Origin of the sequence: Lysinibacillus fusiformis (assembly GCF_002845985.1) — a bacterium.
Classification (GTDB): domain Bacteria; phylum Bacillota; class Bacilli; order Bacillales_A; family Planococcaceae; genus Lysinibacillus; species Lysinibacillus fusiformis_D.
In genome coordinates this window covers 26,990-44,917 of the sequence record NZ_PDFK01000002.1, presented here as the reverse complement: position 1 = coordinate 44,917, position 17,928 = coordinate 26,990, and the positions used below count along the sequence as shown (strand labels likewise).

The following is a 17,928-nucleotide window of genomic DNA, read 5'->3' as shown; positions in this document are numbered from 1 at the left end:
ACTTATCGACCTCCATTTGCAATGACTTGACGAACTTGCTCTTCTGTTAAATTAGAACGAATACTGATATCAGCTACAGAAAGACCTTGTTTATTTAATTCGAGCACCTGACTAACAATAATTTGATGAATCGGTTTGACTTGGGTTGTCGTTTGTGCAATTTTTGACGCTTGTGCAGCCTGTTGAACAGCTTGCATGACTTGTTGAACTTTAGGGTTTTGTCCTTTTTGACTCGGAGCTGATGTTGATTTCACTTGGAATTCAGGCTCTAATAAAAGTTCTTCCTCGACAATTTTTAGGCGACGCTTTAAATTATTTGTTTCTTGGAAGATCGAGATGGATAATTCTTCGACATCTTTTTCGATTTTTTTCGAGCTATTTTTGAAAAAGAACGATAGGATGATTAAAATTATGCCGATACTCATTAGTAAGATGGATAAATCCAATAGTTTCACCTCAATGTAGTATGTAATTATAAGATATTTTACCATATGCAAACTTAATATGAAATGAAGGTAGATTTTTTTTCAGTTTATGTTATAATAGGTTAGTCGTATAAATCATGCTCAAATTTTAATTCTTGATATAGAGTGGGAGGGTTAATGATGCGCGTAAACATTACTTTAGCTTGCACAGATTGCGGCGAACGTAACTACATTTCTAAAAAGAACAAGCGTAACAATCCAGAGCGTCTTGAACTTAAAAAATATTGCTCTCGCGAGAAGAAATACACTCTTCACCGTGAAACTAAGTAATCGCTCATTAAGCCAAAACCACAAGTGGTTTTGGCTTTCTACATTTTATGAAATCATTTCGGGTATAAGGATACGAAGTATGATGATATAGGAGGTAGCCTGGATGGATAAAACAACATTACGAAATAAGATGCGACAAGCTCTTGCGACAATGACTGATGAAGCTTATCAATATCAATCATTAGCTATCGTAAAAAAGGTGCTACAGGAATCATATATAATAGAAGCAAATATAATTGGCATGACCATTTCAAATAAGCCAGAAGTCGACACCATTCTTTTAATTGAAGAATTATGGCGACTTGGTAAAAAGGTCGCTGTTCCGAAATGTCATCCAAAAACAAGAGCAATGTCATTTTACATTATTGATTCATTTGCCCAGCTTGAAACTGTATATATGCATTTGCGTGAGCCTATTCCAGCAAGATGTGAGTTAGTTGACGCAAATGACATGGATGTCATCCTTGTGCCTGGCGTTGTTTTTGACCGTAATGGCTATCGAATCGGCTATGGCGGTGGTTATTATGACCGCTATGTATTAAACTATAAAAAAGGGAAGCTGATGTCGCTGCTCTTTGATGAGCAAATCATTGATTGTGTCCCAGCCGAGGAGCATGATTGCCCAGTAGACATCATTATGACACCGACAGATCGTATTGATTGTCTAGCACAACGAGGAGCGAGCGAAAATGGATAAAATGTTAGATATTTATGAACTTTTGAAAACATATGGTACTTTTATTTATACACGTGATCCCATTGGCGATTTGATGTTAATGGAGGATGAAATACGTGAGCTCTATAAAGCAAATGTACTAGACATAAAAGACTATCAAATGGCATTGTTACTCATTCGACAAGAAACAACAAAACTTCGTATGGAAGAAAATAAAAAGTAATGTTTAAAATATAATGTAATGGAGTATTGTGAAAATAATGTAACAAGTATGTAATATTCTTAAAAACAGTGGATTTCCGCTGTTTTTATGTTTTTAAGAAACTTTTTACATTCCAAAACGTATATATAGATGTCTGGTGCATAAAAAGAGCGCGGAGAAAAAAATTTCCAAAAGATATGTGTTGATTATCTGTTAAAAAAGGATTAAGATATATTTTGTTTCCGTAACAAAATGTAAAAAATTATTATTTTTTTGTAAGGAAGTAGGGAGGATGTTAGGAATGAAATCAATAAAGTGGCCTAAACATTCATTTATGATACTAGCAATTATAGCAACATGGATCAAAACGGTCATTGTTTACCACACAAGCTTTGAGATGAAAATTGAAAATGCAATGCAACAATTTATTTTGTTTATTAATCCATTAAGCTTCTTGCTATTTACGTATGGTTTATCACTATTCTTTAAATCAGCAAAAGCTAGAAATCGTTATCTGATTACGGTCAGCGTTATTTTATCCATTGTTTTATACGGAAATGTAGCGTTCTATCGATTCTACAATGACTTTATTACGCTACCAGTATTATTCCAAACAAGTAATTTCAGTGACTTAGGAACATCAGTAGCAGCCATTGTTGAGCCATGGGATGTATTATATTTCGTTGATGTCGCTATTTTAATCTTAGCGAATAAATTTTTACCGAAAATGAAAGAAGCATTTAAAGTGAATATTGAATTCCGACGTGCATTTTTTGTATTAGCAGTCGCAATTTCATTTTTAAACTTAGGATTAGCTGAAACAGAGCGTCCACAATTATTAACACGTAGTTTTGACCGCGAATTATTAGTGAAAAATATTGGTACGTACAATTACCATTTGTATGATATTTATATTCAAACTAAATCATCTGCTCAACGTGCATTAGCGGATGGCAGTGAATTAGTTGAAGTAAACAACTATGTGCGTTCTAATCAGGCTGCCGTTAACCCAGAGATGTTTGGGAAATATAAAGGTCGCAACTTAATTGTTGTGTCGATGGAGTCTTTACAAAACTTTGTCATCAATAATGATATGAATGGTCATGAAATTACGCCATTCTTAAACTCTTTAACAAAAGATAAAGATACGTATTATTTCAGTAACTTCTATCACCAAACAGGCTTAGGAAAAACATCTGACTCAGAGTTTATTGTTGAAAACTCATTGTTTGGATTAGGTCGTGGCGCTGTATTCTTCACGCATGGTGGAAATACGTATAATTCAATGGCTGAACGCCTTGGAGAAAATGGCTACTTTACAAATGTCATGCACCCGAATAATAAATCATTCTGGAACCGTGATATCATGTATCAATCGTTAAAAATTAATAAATTCTACGATATAGATTCATATACGGTTGAAGAAGGGCAAGCTGTCAACTGGGGTATGAAAGATACACCATTCTTAGAGCAATCTGCTGCTTTAATGAAAGACATGCCACAGCCATTCTATTCAAGATTAATTACGTTAACGAACCACTATCCATTCACTTTGGATCCTGAAGATATTATGATTCCTGAATATGATTCAAATTCAGGTACATTAAATCGTTACTTCCAAACAGTACGTTATATGGATGAAGCTTTAAAAGACTTCTTCCAAGAGTTAAAAGATCAAGGTGTTTATGATAACTCTATTATCGTAATGTATGGAGACCATTATGGTATTTCTGAAAACCATAATAAAGCGATGGCACAATATTTAGGAAAAGAACAAATTACACCAATGGACAATGCATTGCTTCAAGAAGTGCCTTTATTCATCCATATCCCAGGATCTGACGATGGTAAAGAAATGAAAGAGATTTCAGGGCAAATGGATTTACGTCCAACAATCTTACATCTTCTTGGCGTTGAAACGTCAAAAGACATGCAAATGGGTGCAGATTTATTCTCTCCAGAGCATGAGGATTTTGTTGTCTTCCGTGATGGACGCTTTATAACAGATAAATATGTTTATGCTGGAGAAGCTTGCTATGACAAAGCAACTGGTGAAGAAATAGATGGTGAGCCATGCCAGTCATATGCTGATCGTGCGACAATGGAGCTGGAAAATTCCGATGCTATCATAAATGGAGACCTGCTACGTTTCTATGATGAAAAGACAGGTAATTTAAAACAGGATTCCGTCAAATAACAAAAGAGAGATCTCAAGTTGAGGTCTCTCTTTTCTTTTTTGATTGACAAATTACTATAAGCAATTATAATAAATTTAAATATCTGCATAACGAAGATTTGTTTTTGCATTTCGGAGTATAAGAGTGAAAGGCATGGAAAAGAACGAGTAGCTTTAATCGAACTGACAGAGAGTAGCCGGTTGCTGAGAGGCGCAAGGGATATTAAAGTGAATACATCTTGGAGCTGCGTACCGAAATTTTAGTAGGCTACGACGGGGTTGCATCCGTAATCATTGCAAAAGTATCGCTATGGCTGTACTTATTGAGGAGGGCTGTGTGAATAGCTCTCGAAAAAAGGTGGTAACACGTTCATGAACGTCCTTAGGATTAGTCCTAAGGGCTTTTTTTATGCCTTTACAGCCCAAGTGTTTATCTTGATTTGGCCGTCCTCTTACGCTGAGGCGTAGTTGATTAGTGAACTCTTATAGAGCTTGCAATATTAATATTTAATATTACAAGGAGATGTTTCATATGTTTTTAACACCAAAAGAGCAATTAGCGATAATTAAGAAGGGGGCTCATCAAATCGTTGATGAGCAGGAATTACTCGAAAAATTAGAGCGATCCTATAAGGAGCAGAAGCCTTTAATCATTAAGTTAGGGCTTGATCCGTCCGCGCCGGATATTCATTTAGGGCATGCAGTCGTTCTACGGAAAATAAAGCAAATGCAGGATTTAGGGCATCAGGCGGTCATTGTTATCGGTGATTTTACAGGGCGTATTGGTGATCCAACGGGTAAAGCAAAAGGCCGTGTCGCGTTAAGTGATGACATGGTCAAGCAAAACGCTAAAACATACTGTGAGCAAATTTTTAAAGTGATAGATATGAACAAGACAACTATTCGTTTCAATAGTGAATGGTTAGCAAAGCTGTCATTTGAAGAAGTCATTCAGCTGGCAGCCACGACATCCGTTGCTCGACTGTTAGAACGTGAGGACTTTCAAAAACGGTACCGTCAGCAAATACCAATTGGCATCCACGAATTTTTCTACCCGCTTATGCAAGCATATGATTCGGTAGAGCTACAGGCCGATATTGAATTAGGGGGAACAGATCAAACATTCAATATTTTAATGGGCCGCACCTTACAAAAGCAACGGCGGTTAGAAAAACAAATTGCCATTTTTATGCCATTACTCGAAGGTTTAGATGGCATTGAAAAAATGAGTAAGAGCCTTGGCAATTATATTGGTGTCAGTGAAGCGCCAGAGGTCATGTTTAAAAAGGTAATGGAAGTACCAGATGCCTTACTCATCAAATATTTTGAACTAGCAACAGATGAGCATCCACTACAAGTGCAAACCATTCAAGATAGACTGCAAATGGGAGAGAATCCCCGTGATGTAAAATTACAGTTAGCAGAAATTATAACGGCATTATACCATGGGACTACAGCAATGGAGGAAGCTAAATCCTATTTCCAAGCTGCATTTCAAAGAAAGGAAATACCAAAAAATATTCCTATACTGCTCCTAGAAATTGATAAGGAAAGAATAGTGGATATTATCCCACAACTAGTGGCAATGGATTATATTCATAGTAAGAGTGAATTTCTGCGGTTAATCAAGCAAAATGGAGTATCCTTGAATGGAGAAAAAATAGTGATGGATGATTTATCACTTGTACTAATGAATGATGATGTCATTCAAATTGGTAAGAAACGATTTCTTAAATTAAATAAATAATAAATACAAAAAAAGAGCAATCTCTAGGGAGACTGCTCCTTTTTGTCTGAATTTTAGTGTAATTGTGGTGGATACCCACTGTGAACAATCGTCATGATGACGAACCATCCAAATACAGCGGCACTTAATAAGTTGAAAACAACGCTTAATAGGTTCTTTTCTTTAATTGCTTGGAATGTACCAACTACAGCTAAAATCGCTACTAGACCAAAAATAACCATTAATAAGTTCATTAAAAATAGACACTCCTTTCGACATCAGAAAATGAATGTCGCAAACAATATTCCTCCTTAATTGTAAACGTTCTGTTTGTTTTTGTCGAGAACTAAAATAGCGTAAACTATGAACATTTATCGTCAAATTGTGGCAAAGCCTGTATAATAGAAAGTTGAGGTGATCACTATGATGAACGTACGAAGTTATTCTCTTGGACCTGTTCAAACGAATTGCTATATCGTATCGAATAAAGAAAAAGAATGTATTATATTTGATCCAGGTGAGGAAGCAGAGCGTCTTATTAAAACAATTCGTAGCAATGGCTTAAAACCACTTGCTATCTTTTTAACACATGCCCATTTTGATCATATAGGGGCTGTAGATGCTGTACGCGAAGTGTTTGATATTCCTGTATGGATTCATGAAAAGGAAGTTAGCTGGCTAGGAGATCCAACGAAGAATGGCTCTAGTAAATATGCTGCATTACCAGATTATAGGGTAGCAGCACCAGCGCAAGACACAATTATTAAAGAAGAACAGCTATTTGAGATCAGTAATTTTGCTTTCCAAGCTGTTTTTACGCCTGGACATTCACCTGGTAGTATTTCTTATGTTTTTGATAATGACGGTTTTGCCATTGTTGGAGATACGTTATTTGAACAAGGTGTGGGACGTACAGATTTAGTAGGTGGCTCAACAAAAGTATTATTAGCATCCATTCATCACAAATTGTTGACATTACCCGAGGATACTATTATTTATCCTGGACACGGAAATTATACAACAGTAGGCGCAGAAATGGAGACAAATCCTTTCTTAAATGGATTTTAAAAAGGAATAACCAAAGCGCATAAAAAAGCGTATCTCAGCAGTTGTGAGATACGCGATTTTTTTTGTATTAATGACCGCCACCAGGTACGTGAATGAATGTTGTATAGTACGTGAAGCCAGCGAAGAATACAGTTAAATATGCTCCGAAAATGTACATGTACATACGTTCTGAAAGGTTTAAGAAGCCTAATAATAAGAATAAACCTGTATTACCTAAGAATAATAGCGATACCTCGTTCATACCACCAAGGTAGAACATAACGGCAAAAATACCTGTCCAGAATGCCATAACTTTATACATATTATCCATGAAGATTTCCCCTCCTTTTGCCCACGACACAATAATCTCTTACTCATTATAAATGATATGAAAGGTGTCTGTAAACTGGAACTTCTCCGTCTTTGTGACAAACAAATGGATTTTTAATCTAGCTTTCGATTTCTGTCACGTTTATTTCATATTTACATAAATCGCAATTATGTATCATACTTTCAATTTGCACAAATTCATTGTTCGTAAACAATGCATCTAATTGACCTTTTAAATAGGATTCATGTAATGAACAAACAATATCAGAATGCGAAGTAAGTTGCTCCTGGAAAGGACAATTGAAGATGGAGAAGGTCACTTTTTTGCCATGTTCGGTTTGTTGAATTTGTGGAATATAGCCAATTAAAGCGGCATTGTCCGTTAACAGCTGAAGCTTTTCATCGAAGGATAGAGAATTATTTAATGTTAATTCAGCGCTGATATAATTTTTCATTTGCTGGTATCCGTCTTGGTAGCTAATTTCTTGGCACTTCGTTAAGGCAGATGGTCCAATGTCTTCAATTAATTGGATCGTCCATTTTAATAAACGATCTTCATCGCGTCTTGGAAATGTTAGAGATACGCCTTTCTCTGAAGCTTTATAAACACGTCCAGGTCTACCACCTTTGCCTGTTTTGACATAGTCCGCAGAAATAATATTGATTTCTGAAAGCTTTGTTAAATGAAGCCGAGCAACGTTTGGATGGATGCCGAATTGATCAGCAATATGTTGTACTGTGACTGTTTTTTTCTCTTGCAATATGTACTCATAAATAGAGTACCTTGTTTCATCGGCTAATGTACTAGTAATTTTCAATGGATGGATCATGCGCTTCACCTCTTTAAATTTTTTTAAAAAATTATGTTCGCCTACCAAGTGTTAGGAAAATAATCATGTTCATTCTATTATATTGTATTATTGAAAAAGGTACAGTTCATTTCGGCATAAATATTAATTTTTTCATGCATTTATCTTCTTTTTTAGTGGGAAACTGCACTTTATCCACATTTTTATAGCAAAAAACATGATTGACAGGAAAATGTACAACAAATTTTTATTTTCAGAAAAGGGCTTTTCTCGTGGCATTTTCATCTTTATACTAGGAAATAACGAATAGAGCGGTCATATTCGAATGAACTAGAAGTGAGGTGCATATATGCAGAATTTTGAAACAGTTGTCGAACAAAAATGTGAGCAACTTTTACTAAAGGCCTATCATTTTGGTGCATCCGATTTATTACTCGTTCCAGGTAATAAAAGATATCAGGTTTATTTTCGAAAATATGATAAGCTACTCCAAGCTGGTGAGCTCCCAAATGAACTTGCAGAAAGAATGATTTCCTACTATAAATTTCTTGCGGCATTAGATATCAGTGAACGACGAAAACCTCAAAGCGGCTCCTTTCAAAAAGCAATGGAACATAATCCATACGCCTTTCGAGTATCCACACTGCCTTCCGTCTTTTTAAAAGAAAGCCTGATTATCCGTTTACTTCTCCAAAATCATACATTCCCACTAACGTCATTAAGCTATTCCAAAAGTGCAGCACACAATTTAATGGAGCTTGTGCAACATCGTCAAGGTCTTCTGTTTTTTACAGGCGCAACAGGCTCTGGCAAATCTACATCACTCTATTCCTTAATCCACTATTGTTCCACAGAATTAAATCGGCATGTGATTTCTTTAGAAGATCCTGTAGAAAATAGCCAAGCAAATTTACTTCAAATTCAAGTGAACGAGCGAGCGGGCGTTACATATGCTATGGGACTAAAAGCCATTTTACGTCACTCTCCTGATGTTATCATGATTGGTGAAATTCGAGATAAAGAGACAGCAAAAATTGCTATCCAAGCTGCCTTAACAGGACACTTAGTTGTCTCAACCATTCATGCAAAAGATACCATTCGTTGCCTGTATCGTTTAATGGACTTAGATGTGTCGATAGAGGAGCTTCATCAAACGATTATCGGTATTGTGGCACAAATACTTGTTCAGACTTCAGCAGTACAAGATGAACGCCGTGCGGTATATGAAATTTTACAGGATGTTCATTTAACAAGAGCCATTTCTGCGATTAAAGAAAAGGTCAACTATGAACTCCCTTATGAATTAACATTAATGGGACAAAAAGAATTAGTGGAGAGCTTTTATGCACCTACAAACATATATCCATAATGTTTTGCTTTATTATAGTAGGGCGACAAAATGGCGAGTAAGGGAGCAGGCACAATTTTTTAATCGATTATGTGTGTTAATGCAAGAAGGATATTTATTTCCTCAGGCCATTTCAATGCTATTGCCTCATCATATAAAGGCGCATGAAGATATGCAGCAGCAAATTGATGAAAAACTGAAGCAAGGGGAAGGGGTTGCAGGGATACTTGAAACTTTACAGCTGAGCAAGCATTATTTAATGGCCATCAAGGTAGCAGAAAATAATGGTCATATGATAGAAGCTTTACAAGGTGTAGCTAAGCAAATAAAGGTAAGTGAAATGACCAAGAAAAAGCTCATAAAGCTGCTGATCTATCCTGTCACGCTGATCGTATTTTTGCTGTTATTATTTTTGGTGTTTCGTACCATCTTTTTACCAAACATCGAAAGACTGGTAGCCGGCCGAACCGCAGAAACAGAAACAAGTATTACGTTGTCCACTACGTTATTACATGTTCCTGATGTAGTCATCCTCACCATTTTCATCGCAACAGGCAGTTTATTTATTGTTCGTCTCTATCTCAATCGACAGCCTACTGCACATCAACTCACCATCCTATTCAAGATTCCTTTTATTCAACGCTATATGCGACTGATATTAACAAGACAGTTTGCTGCTTATTTAGGAAGCTTACTGCAAAGTGGATTTTCATTACAAGCCAGCCTCCAACTTTTAGAAGAGCAACAACTTCAACCTTTTCTGCAAATTCTTTCGCAGCGCATAAAAGAAAGGGTTATTTTTGGAGAGTCACTAACACTTGCCGTAATGAGACTAGCTGTTTTTCAAAAGGATTTTCCTGTTTTTGTAGAGCACGGTGAGCAAAGCGGCTATTTAGGAAAAGAATTAGTGTTGTATAGCGAATTATTACTGGAAAAACAGGAACAACTTCTGCAAAAAGTATTAGCATTTGTACAACCAACCTTCTTTATCCTCATAGCAGTCTGTATAGTAGCTGCCTATGTCAGTTTATTATTACCCATCTATCACATGATTGAATTAGTTTAGGAGGGAAAAGATGAAACGTATCAACGAACAAGCAGGGTTCACTTTAATCGAGATGCTAATTGTTTTATTAATCATTTCAATCCTTATTTTAATTACGATTCCAAATGTTACGAAGCATTTTGCTACCATTGATGAGAAGGGCTGTAAGGCTTATATATCTATGGTACAAGGGCAGGTCGAGGCCTATCGAGTAGATTTTATGACCTATCCAACATTAGATGATCTAGTGATGAAAGGCTATTTAAAAGAACATGAAACGACTTGCCCAAATAAAGCCGAAATAGTCATCACGAATGAGGGAGAGGTACGACTAGCCAATGCAGATTTGGAAACAGGGTCAAATAGCTGATGAACATAATAAAAATGGTGGTTTTACAATTCTTGAAATACTGATTGTTTTGTTTCTTGTTATGAGTTTAACAGCGATTGTTAGTAAATTTTCATTCAAAATAGCAGAAGCAAAGGAATTGGAACGATTTTTTACGCAAATGCAACTAGATATTCAGTATATTCAAACCTATAGCATGAATGAACGGCAATATATAGCAATGAAAATAATAAGTCCCAGTAATCGTTATGTTATTCAAAAAGATTTTTATACCATTTTATATGAACGTCCTTTTCCAAAAGGAGTGGAGTTTTTGAACGCAGAAAGTTCTATTCATACACTTAGTTATAATACTAAAGGAAATGTTATGTCAGCTGGAACCATTGCCTTTAAAACCCCTCAAGGAAAGAAAAAGGTCGTTATTACATTAGGACGAGGGAGAGCTAGAGTTGAATGAGTCAGGCTATTCTTTTGTAGAAACCATTTTAGCTATGGGGATTTTAACAATATTGTGTATGTCGTTAATACCGCTTACCTATACGATGAAGACGAATCTTACAAATAAAAAACTAGAACTCATCGCAGCTGAAACTGCCTATGAAGGTTTAAAGCAATATCAGGCAGTACAGCAAACAGAAGGCTCTAGGACCATTGAACAAGTAGAGTATCATTGGGAATTTGATGGACAACAAATTTGTGTCCGTTTTCAAAACATGCGTGAACTGCGCCAAAAATGTATACAAGATACAGGTGAAGTCCGTGAATGACAAAGGCTATACATTAATAGAAGCCATATTTCAATTGGTTGTTTTTGTGCTTGTATCTCAACTTGTTGTTCTTATTATGCTGTGGTTTGCTGAAATGAAATCAACCATGCTAACAGATGAACAAACAAAGTGGGAGCTATTTGTTTATGATGTAAATCATTCTCTACAGAATGTCTCTGCGTTTGCTATTCGGGAAGATCGAAAAAGAGTGAGCTTTCAAACTGCAAATACAATCCATCATATTGATTGCTATCCTAATATTATTCGTGAGCAAATAAATGGTGGACATGTTCCCATGCTAATCGGAATTAATAAATGCCAATTTAATTATACAGAAAACATGCTGACGGTAGCTGTTGAAATGACTAGCGGTATTCAAAAGGAGCGAAGCTTCTATGTGCCAATTATTGAAAAATGACAGAGGGGCTATTTTTTTGATCGCAATTGCATTATTATTTTTTGTAACTACTTTTGTTCTTGCGTATTGTATGTCTTATGAAATGCAGTTTCGAACATATGATGGGCTAGAAAAATTAAATGTTCAAACTACGATAAATTTATTAGGACAAATTTTGTCAGACAGTGTAGAATCGTAGTTATAAGAAGGTGATCCGAATTGCGAAAAATATATTTAGTTGGCTTTATGGGCAGTGGGAAAAGTGCGTTAGGAAGACGTTTAAGTTATTTATTAAAGATGCCATATTATGATATGGATCGTGAGATTGTGCGCCAGCAGGGAATGACAATTCCACAGATTTTTGAAAAATACGGAGAGGCCCATTTTCGAGAAATAGAAACAGAATTTTTGAAAAATTTCAGAGATGAGGCTTGTATTATTTCTACAGGTGGTGGCGTTGCCATTAATGCTGAGAATCGAAAAATTATGAGACGTAGTGGATTAGTGTTTTTTTTAGATGCGTCTTTTGAAGATATTTATAAACGAATACAGCATGATCCAAACAGACCCATTGTACAGAGCTCTACAAAGGAAGAGCTAGAAAGCCTGTATCATTACAGAAGGAAGTTTTACCGTGAGGTAGGACATATCCAAGTATTGACAGAAGGTAGAACTATCCGTCATATTCTAGAGTATTTAGTATTTCAAGTGAAAAGATTAAAAAACGAACGATGATTGTGTTATTGATAAATTATGTTCGTGTTTTATTATCTTTTAAAAAATGATTGCCTTTTCAATGCATTTAATGTTAGGATATAGACAAATAAGTAACTAAATGTTCATTGACTACTAAATAGTACCAAGAACTATCTTGGGCGGATGATTGTGCGGGGAGAGCGCGTGTAGACGCCACCGAAGGAGCAAGTAGTAAATGGCTATGAATCTCTCAGGTAAAAGGACTCGTACAAGACGCAACTCTGGAGAGAGCTGTAGTATAACAATAACAGCCACCAAAGGGGAAAGCCGGCTGATTGGCAGTGTGAAAGCTTGCGAGCCAGTCTGGTGTAACTTTCAGGTGCAAGGACAGAGAATCCCGAAAAGGGGTTCGTCTGTCTTTTTTTATGTCCACAGGTGCTTTAAAGATTGGAAACGATACGCACTGACTGTATTAATACAAAAGCAGACGAACTACTACCAGTAAAAATGTAACGAACAATAAGGGGGCAAAAAAGAATGACGAATGAATTAAAACGTACACCTCTATTTGAAGAATACGCGAAATACGGTGCAAAAACAGTAGACTTCGGTGGCTGGGAACTACCTGTTCAATTTACTTCCATTAAAGAAGAACATGATGCAGTGCGTCATCGTGCAGGCTTATTTGATGTATCACATATGGGAGAAATTTTAGTAACAGGTCCCGATGCATTAGGTTTTTTACAAAATCTTTTATCAAATGATGTATCTAAAATTGTTAATGGCCAAGCGCAATACACAGCCATGTGTTATGAAGATGGAGGCGTTGTTGACGATTTATTAACGTATAAATTAGCTGATAATCACTATTTATTATGTGTCAATGCAGCCAATATTGAAAAAGACTATGATTGGATGATGGAAAATCAACATCAATATGATGTGACGATTGATAACCAGTCCGATGCTTATGCACAAATTGCTCTTCAAGGACCATTAGCAGAGGAAGTTCTTCAATCCCTTACTTCGACTGATGTTCGTGCCATTAAATTTTTCCGCTTCCAAGAGGGCGTTGAAGTTGCGGGTCATCAAGTATTAGTTTCTCGTAGTGGCTATACAGGAGAAGATGGCTTTGAACTTTACGGTGCTCCAGAAGATATTAAAGCACTATGGGGTAAAATTTTAGATGCTGGTCATGATAAAGGCGTAGTACCGGCAGGTTTAGGATGCCGCGATACACTACGTTTTGAAGCAGGGCTACCATTATACGGTCAAGAGCTATCGGCAACAATTTCTCCACTTGAGGCTGGGATTGGCTTTGCTGTGAAATTAAATAAAGAAGACTTCATTGGTCATGAAGCATTAGTAGCGCAGAAGGAAAATGGTCTTACACGCAAATTGGTAGGCATTGAAATGATTGATAAAGGCATTCCACGTCATGGCTACAAAGTGTTCAAGGACGGTAAGGAAATCGGTGAAGTGACAACGGGTACACAGCTTCCTTCATCTAAACGTAATGTTGGTCACGCTTTAATTGACAGTCAATTCACAACAATCGGAACTGAGCTAGAAATCGAAATTCGTGGGAAACACTTAAAGGTAGTAACAGTAGAAACACCGTTTTACAAGCGTTCAAAATAATAGTTGAAAAGAGGGACCTACATTTATGAAACATCGTTATTTACCAATGACGGAGCAAGATCAAAAAGAAATGTTAGACGTAATCGGTGTATCCTCAGTTGATGAATTATTCGGGGATATTCCTGAGAAAGTCCGTTTTAAAGGCCTTTATGATATTAAGGAAGCAAAATCAGAATCTGCTTTATTAAAAGAATTAACAGCACTCTCTGCAAAAAATAAGGACACAAATGCTAATGTATCGTTTTTAGGTGCAGGTGTTTACAATCACTATAAACCAGTAATCGTGGACCATGTCATTTCTCGTTCAGAGTTCTATACAGCGTACACACCTTATCAACCAGAGATTTCACAAGGTGAGCTACAAGCAATCTTTGAATTCCAAACGATGATTGCCGAGCTAACTGGCATGGATCTTGCAAACTCTTCTATGTATGACGGTGGTACAGCATTAGCAGAAGCAGGTATGCTAGCAGCAGGTCATACGCGTCGTAAGAAAATATTAGTGTCTGAAGCAGTGCACCCAGAATATCGCGATGTTGTTGCTACATATGCCTATGGTCAATCCATTGAAATCGTGACAATCCCACAAAAAGATGGTGTGACAGATGTCGAAGCATTAAAAGAGTTAATCGATGACAACACAGCAGCTGTTATTGCTCAATATCCAAACTTCTTCGGTCAAGTGGAGGATATTCAAGTTATTAGTGATATTGCACATGAAGCGAAAAGCTTATTTGTTGTTTCTTCTAACCCACTTTCATTAGGCATTTTAACGCCTCCTGGTAAGCTAGGTGCTGATATTTGTGTAGGGGATGCGCAAGTATTCGGTATCTCTGAAGCATTTGGTGGGCCACACTGTGGTTTCTTTGCAGTGACAACGAAATTAATGCGTAAAGTGCCAGGTCGTCTTGTTGGTGAAACAGTGGATGGTGAAGGGCGCCGTGGTTATGTATTAACATTACAAGCACGTGAACAACATATCCGTCGTGATAAAGCAACATCTAATATTTGTTCGAACCAAGCACTTTTAGCACTTGCTGCATCTGTAGCGATGACAGCTTTAGGTAAACAAGGTATTCGTGAAATGGCTACGCAAAATATTGCCAAAACACGTTATGCAAAAAATGCCTTTGAAGCAGCTGGCTTTACAGTAGCATTCCAAGGTGCGCACTTTAACGAGATCGTTGTGAAAACGAATAAATGTGTGAAGGAAATCAATAAAGGCTTAATCGAAAAGGGTATAATCGGTGGATATCCTCTAGGGCAAAATTATGACTCTCTGAAAAATCATGTGCTTATTGCAGTAACTGAATTACGCACAAAAGAAGAAATTGATGCACTTGTTGCAGAAATGGGGGCTCTTAATGCATAACGAAAATCAATCACTCATTTTTGAAATTTCAAAAGAAGGTCGCGTTGGCTATAGCTTAGAAGCACTTGATGTACCTGAAGTAGACCTAGCAGATTTACTGCCTGCAAGCTTAGTTCGTACGGAAGCTGCAGAGTTACCTGAAGTGTCTGAGCTTGATATTATGCGTCATTACACAGCACTTTCTCGTAGAAACCATGGGGTAGACTCTGGCTTCTATCCACTCGGCTCTTGTACGATGAAATATAATCCAAAAATTAATGAAGCAGTTGCACGTCTTTCAGGCTTCGCGAATGTTCACCCATTACAGGATGAATCGACAGTACAAGGTGCGATGGAGCTTCTCTATGATTTACAAACTTCTTTAGTAGAAATTACAGGAATGGATGAAGTAACATTACAACCAGCAGCAGGTGCCCATGGTGAATGGACAGCATTAATGATGATTCGCGCATTCCATGAGGCAAATGGTGAAGGTCACCGTAACAAAGTTATTGTTCCTGACTCAGCTCACGGTACAAATCCAGCCTCAGCAACAGTAGCAGGCTTTGAAACAATCACTGTGAAATCCGATGAAAATGGCTTAGTTGATATCGAAGACCTTCGTAAAGTCGTTGGTGCTGATACAGCTGCATTAATGCTAACAAACCCGAATACACTCGGTCTATTTGAAGAAAACATTATTGAAATGGCGGAGCTTATTCACTCTGTAGGCGGGAAAGTTTACTATGATGGCGCGAACTTAAATGCCGTTATGAGTAAAGCACGTCCTGGCGATATGGGCTTTGACTGCGTGCATTTAAACTTGCATAAAACATTTACAGGCCCACATGGTGGCGGTGGTCCAGGTTCTGGTCCAGTAGGCGTAAAAGCAGATTTAATTCCATTCCTACCAAAACCAGTACTAGTGAGAACAGAAGAAGGCACATACCACTTCGACTACGATCGTCCACAATCAATTGGACGTGTAAAACCTTACTTTGGTAACTTTGGTATCAATGTTCGTGCTTATACGTACATTCGTACAATGGGTCCAGATGGCTTAAAAGCTGTTACAGAATACGCTGTATTAAACGCAAACTATATGATGCGTCGTTTAGAGCCGTTCTTTGATTTACCATATAACCGTCACTGCAAACATGAATTTGTCTTATCAGGTCGTCGTCAAAAGAAATTGGGCGTTCGCACATTAGATATTGCAAAACGTCTGTTAGACTTTGGCTACCATCCACCAACAACCTACTTCCCATTAAACGTGGAAGAGGCATTAATGATCGAGCCAACAGAAACAGAATCAAAAGAAACATTAGATGCATTCTGTGATGTGATGATTCAAATTGCGAAAGAAGCAGAAGAAAATCCATCTATCGTGCAAGAAGCACCACATACAACTGTCGTATCTCGTCTTGATGAAACACGCGCTGCTCGTACACCAGTGCTGCGCTATCAAAAAGCATAATCCACAAAAAACCGTTCACTTCATATTGAACGGTTTTTTGTTTACGCACTTTAGGCTAGTACAAACTATACATAAAAATATAGTAATTGATATAATTACATTAATTTGTATATTTGATTTTTGAAGGGAGATTAAAATGCAGGCAGCAATATTTGAATTGAGCTTACCAATAAACAGTCTATTACATAATACATATAAAATAACGCAAGTTCTTGCCACTAGTAAATTATCCTTTGTGTATATGTCTGAACATATAAATACTGGAGAGCAACTAATCATTAAGGAATTTTTCCCAATGGAAATAGCGTTACGAGATTTGGATAACAAATCAGTAATCAATCGTGTACCCTCAACAAAGGAAAAATTTCAGGAATTAAAGGAAAGATTTCTAAGTGAAGCATTGATGATCCAACAATTGAACCATCAAAATATTGTTAAGTATAGACATCATTTTACTGAAAACGGTTCTATATATATGATTACAGATTATTATGAAGGGATATTACTGGACCAATATATACATAAATATGCTATTCATGAAAGGCATCATCTATATGAAGAAGTATTCCTTCCCTTAATTGATGCCATCTCGTATTTACATAGTAAAGGCATTATTCATCGGGATATAAAGCCGAATAATATTATAATTGATACGCAAGGGAAACCTTGCTTATTAGATTTCGGTTCAGCAATTTATTATAAAACGGTGGAAAAATATCCAATATTTACTACACCGGGATACTCACCTATTGAGCAGTATTCCGTTAAAGGAGAGCAAGGCATTTATACAGATATTTATAGTTTGATGGCAACTTTATACTTCGCATTAACAAACGAAGTCCCACTAGATGTTTCACAAAGAGTAATCGAGGATAAACTTGCAAATGTGAGAAAATATAATAGAAAAGTGAGCATTCCTATGGCATTGACTATTTTATGGGGCTTGCAAGTGCAGCATAAAAAAAGATGTTCTTCCCTTTCTTTTATTAAATACATGATTATTTTGGAAAGAAAATTCAAATGTATAAAGAACTATTTTAAATAAATTAATTCTAAAAGACCAAAATTACTATATTTTTAATACTTTTTACTCATTTTAGTCTTAAAAGTATGATATTCAAAAGAACAACTTAGGG

21 protein-coding genes, 1 riboswitch and 1 other annotated feature are annotated in these 17,928 nt (G+C 36.6%); of the genes, 17 read left to right on the top strand and 4 right to left on the bottom strand.

Annotated features, from left to right (window positions below; all coding sequences use genetic code 11):
- Positions 1 to 2: 2 nt before the first annotated feature.
- Positions 3 to 425 (bottom strand): hypothetical protein, encoded by a 423-nt coding sequence (locus CRI88_RS06270; RefSeq protein ID WP_308302774.1) that lies wholly within the window; start codon positions 423 to 425, stop codon positions 3 to 5.
- 180 nt (positions 426 to 605) lie between these two features.
- Here CRI88_RS06270 and rpmG point away from each other — a divergent pair, with 180 nt between their 5' ends.
- The 5 genes from rpmG (at position 606) to tyrS (ending at position 5,556) form a co-directional block, all read left to right on the top strand.
- The gene (gene rpmG, locus CRI88_RS06265; RefSeq protein ID WP_008408521.1) at positions 606 to 755 is read left to right on the top strand and encodes a 50S ribosomal protein L33; all 150 of its coding nucleotides are present in this window, start codon (positions 606 to 608) and stop codon (positions 753 to 755) included.
- Positions 756 to 858: 103 nt separating this feature from the next.
- Positions 859 to 1,452 carry a 5-formyltetrahydrofolate cyclo-ligase gene (locus tag CRI88_RS06260; RefSeq protein WP_058844130.1) on the top strand — a complete coding sequence of 198 codons (594 nt, stop codon included), beginning with the start codon at positions 859 to 861 and terminating at the stop codon, positions 1,450 to 1,452.
- Positions 1,445 to 1,654 (top strand): YqgQ family protein, encoded by a 210-nt coding sequence (locus tag CRI88_RS06255; RefSeq protein WP_036120247.1) that lies wholly within the window; start codon positions 1,445 to 1,447, stop codon positions 1,652 to 1,654. The genes CRI88_RS06260 and CRI88_RS06255 overlap by 8 nt, the downstream gene beginning before the upstream one ends.
- 280 nt (positions 1,655 to 1,934) lie before the next feature.
- On the top strand, positions 1,935 to 3,830 hold the full coding sequence (locus tag CRI88_RS06250; protein ID WP_058844154.1) for an LTA synthase family protein: 1,896 nt from the start codon (positions 1,935 to 1,937) through the stop codon (positions 3,828 to 3,830).
- 125 nt (positions 3,831 to 3,955) lie between these two features.
- Positions 3,956 to 4,196, top strand: a binding site (T-box leader).
- A 145-nt stretch (positions 4,197 to 4,341) separates the two neighbouring features.
- A complete protein-coding gene (tyrS, locus tag CRI88_RS06245) occupies positions 4,342 to 5,556 on the top strand; it encodes a tyrosine--tRNA ligase (RefSeq protein WP_058844131.1) in 1,215 nt (404 codons plus the stop codon).
- A gap of 53 nt (positions 5,557 to 5,609) precedes the next feature.
- Here the strand turns inward: tyrS and CRI88_RS06240 are convergent, their stop codons facing one another.
- Positions 5,610 to 5,789 carry a DUF2759 domain-containing protein gene (locus CRI88_RS06240; RefSeq protein ID WP_036120238.1) on the bottom strand — a complete coding sequence of 60 codons (180 nt, stop codon included), beginning with the start codon at positions 5,787 to 5,789 and terminating at the stop codon, positions 5,610 to 5,612.
- A 169-nt stretch (positions 5,790 to 5,958) separates the two neighbouring features.
- Between CRI88_RS06240 and CRI88_RS06235 the strand changes: the two genes are divergently transcribed.
- Positions 5,959 to 6,603, top strand: coding sequence for an MBL fold metallo-hydrolase (locus CRI88_RS06235; protein WP_058844132.1), 645 nt, complete (start codon positions 5,959 to 5,961; stop codon positions 6,601 to 6,603).
- A 67-nt stretch (positions 6,604 to 6,670) separates the two neighbouring features.
- Here CRI88_RS06235 and CRI88_RS06230 read toward each other — a convergent pair whose 3' ends face one another.
- Positions 6,671 to 6,913 (bottom strand): DUF2626 family protein, encoded by a 243-nt coding sequence (locus tag CRI88_RS06230; RefSeq protein WP_004231035.1) that lies wholly within the window; start codon positions 6,911 to 6,913, stop codon positions 6,671 to 6,673.
- A gap of 118 nt (positions 6,914 to 7,031) precedes the next feature.
- Positions 7,032 to 7,742, bottom strand: a complete 711-nt coding sequence (locus tag CRI88_RS06225; RefSeq protein ID WP_036120229.1) for a helix-turn-helix transcriptional regulator — start codon at positions 7,740 to 7,742, stop codon at positions 7,032 to 7,034.
- Between the two features lie 328 nt (positions 7,743 to 8,070).
- On the opposite strand from CRI88_RS06225, the gene comGA reads away from it, so the two are divergent.
- The 11 genes from comGA to CRI88_RS06165 all read left to right on the top strand — a co-directional run bounded on the left by comGA (position 8,071) and on the right by CRI88_RS06165 (position 17,837).
- The gene (comGA, locus tag CRI88_RS06220) at positions 8,071 to 9,090 is read left to right on the top strand and encodes a competence type IV pilus ATPase ComGA (RefSeq protein ID WP_036120226.1); all 1,020 of its coding nucleotides are present in this window, start codon (positions 8,071 to 8,073) and stop codon (positions 9,088 to 9,090) included.
- Positions 9,065 to 10,135, top strand: a complete 1,071-nt coding sequence (gene comGB / locus CRI88_RS06215) for a competence type IV pilus assembly protein ComGB (RefSeq protein WP_036120223.1) — start codon at positions 9,065 to 9,067, stop codon at positions 10,133 to 10,135. Before comGA ends, comGB begins: the two co-directional genes overlap by 26 nt.
- 10 nt (positions 10,136 to 10,145) lie before the next feature.
- On the top strand, positions 10,146 to 10,484 hold the full coding sequence (gene comGC, locus CRI88_RS06210; RefSeq protein ID WP_036120220.1) for a competence type IV pilus major pilin ComGC: 339 nt from the start codon (positions 10,146 to 10,148) through the stop codon (positions 10,482 to 10,484).
- Positions 10,453 to 10,920, top strand: a complete 468-nt coding sequence (gene comGD / locus CRI88_RS06205; RefSeq protein WP_051891606.1) for a competence type IV pilus minor pilin ComGD — start codon at positions 10,453 to 10,455, stop codon at positions 10,918 to 10,920. The genes comGC and comGD overlap by 32 nt, the downstream gene beginning before the upstream one ends.
- On the top strand, positions 10,913 to 11,230 hold the full coding sequence (locus tag CRI88_RS06200; protein WP_036120217.1) for a type II secretion system protein: 318 nt from the start codon (positions 10,913 to 10,915) through the stop codon (positions 11,228 to 11,230). The genes comGD and CRI88_RS06200 overlap by 8 nt, the downstream gene beginning before the upstream one ends.
- The gene (gene comGF, locus CRI88_RS06195; protein WP_058844133.1) at positions 11,223 to 11,648 is read left to right on the top strand and encodes a competence type IV pilus minor pilin ComGF; all 426 of its coding nucleotides are present in this window, start codon (positions 11,223 to 11,225) and stop codon (positions 11,646 to 11,648) included. The genes CRI88_RS06200 and comGF overlap by 8 nt, the downstream gene beginning before the upstream one ends.
- 198 nt (positions 11,649 to 11,846) lie before the next feature.
- Entirely contained in the window at positions 11,847 to 12,362 is a 516-nt protein-coding gene (locus tag CRI88_RS06185; RefSeq protein WP_036120210.1) for a shikimate kinase, read from the top strand.
- 144 nt (positions 12,363 to 12,506) lie between these two features.
- A riboswitch (glycine riboswitch) is annotated at positions 12,507 to 12,599 on the top strand.
- 261 nt (positions 12,600 to 12,860) lie between these two features.
- A complete protein-coding gene (gene gcvT / locus CRI88_RS06180; RefSeq protein WP_036120204.1) occupies positions 12,861 to 13,964 on the top strand; it encodes a glycine cleavage system aminomethyltransferase GcvT in 1,104 nt (367 codons plus the stop codon).
- A 25-nt stretch (positions 13,965 to 13,989) separates the two neighbouring features.
- Positions 13,990 to 15,336 (top strand): aminomethyl-transferring glycine dehydrogenase subunit GcvPA, encoded by a 1,347-nt coding sequence (gene gcvPA / locus CRI88_RS06175; protein WP_036120201.1) that lies wholly within the window; start codon positions 13,990 to 13,992, stop codon positions 15,334 to 15,336.
- Positions 15,329 to 16,792, top strand: coding sequence for an aminomethyl-transferring glycine dehydrogenase subunit GcvPB (gcvPB, locus tag CRI88_RS06170; protein ID WP_036120199.1), 1,464 nt, complete (start codon positions 15,329 to 15,331; stop codon positions 16,790 to 16,792). Before gcvPA ends, gcvPB begins: the two co-directional genes overlap by 8 nt.
- A 136-nt stretch (positions 16,793 to 16,928) precedes the next feature.
- Positions 16,929 to 17,837, top strand: coding sequence for a serine/threonine protein kinase (locus tag CRI88_RS06165; RefSeq protein ID WP_058844135.1), 909 nt, complete (start codon positions 16,929 to 16,931; stop codon positions 17,835 to 17,837).
- Positions 17,838 to 17,928: the final 91 nt, after the last annotated feature.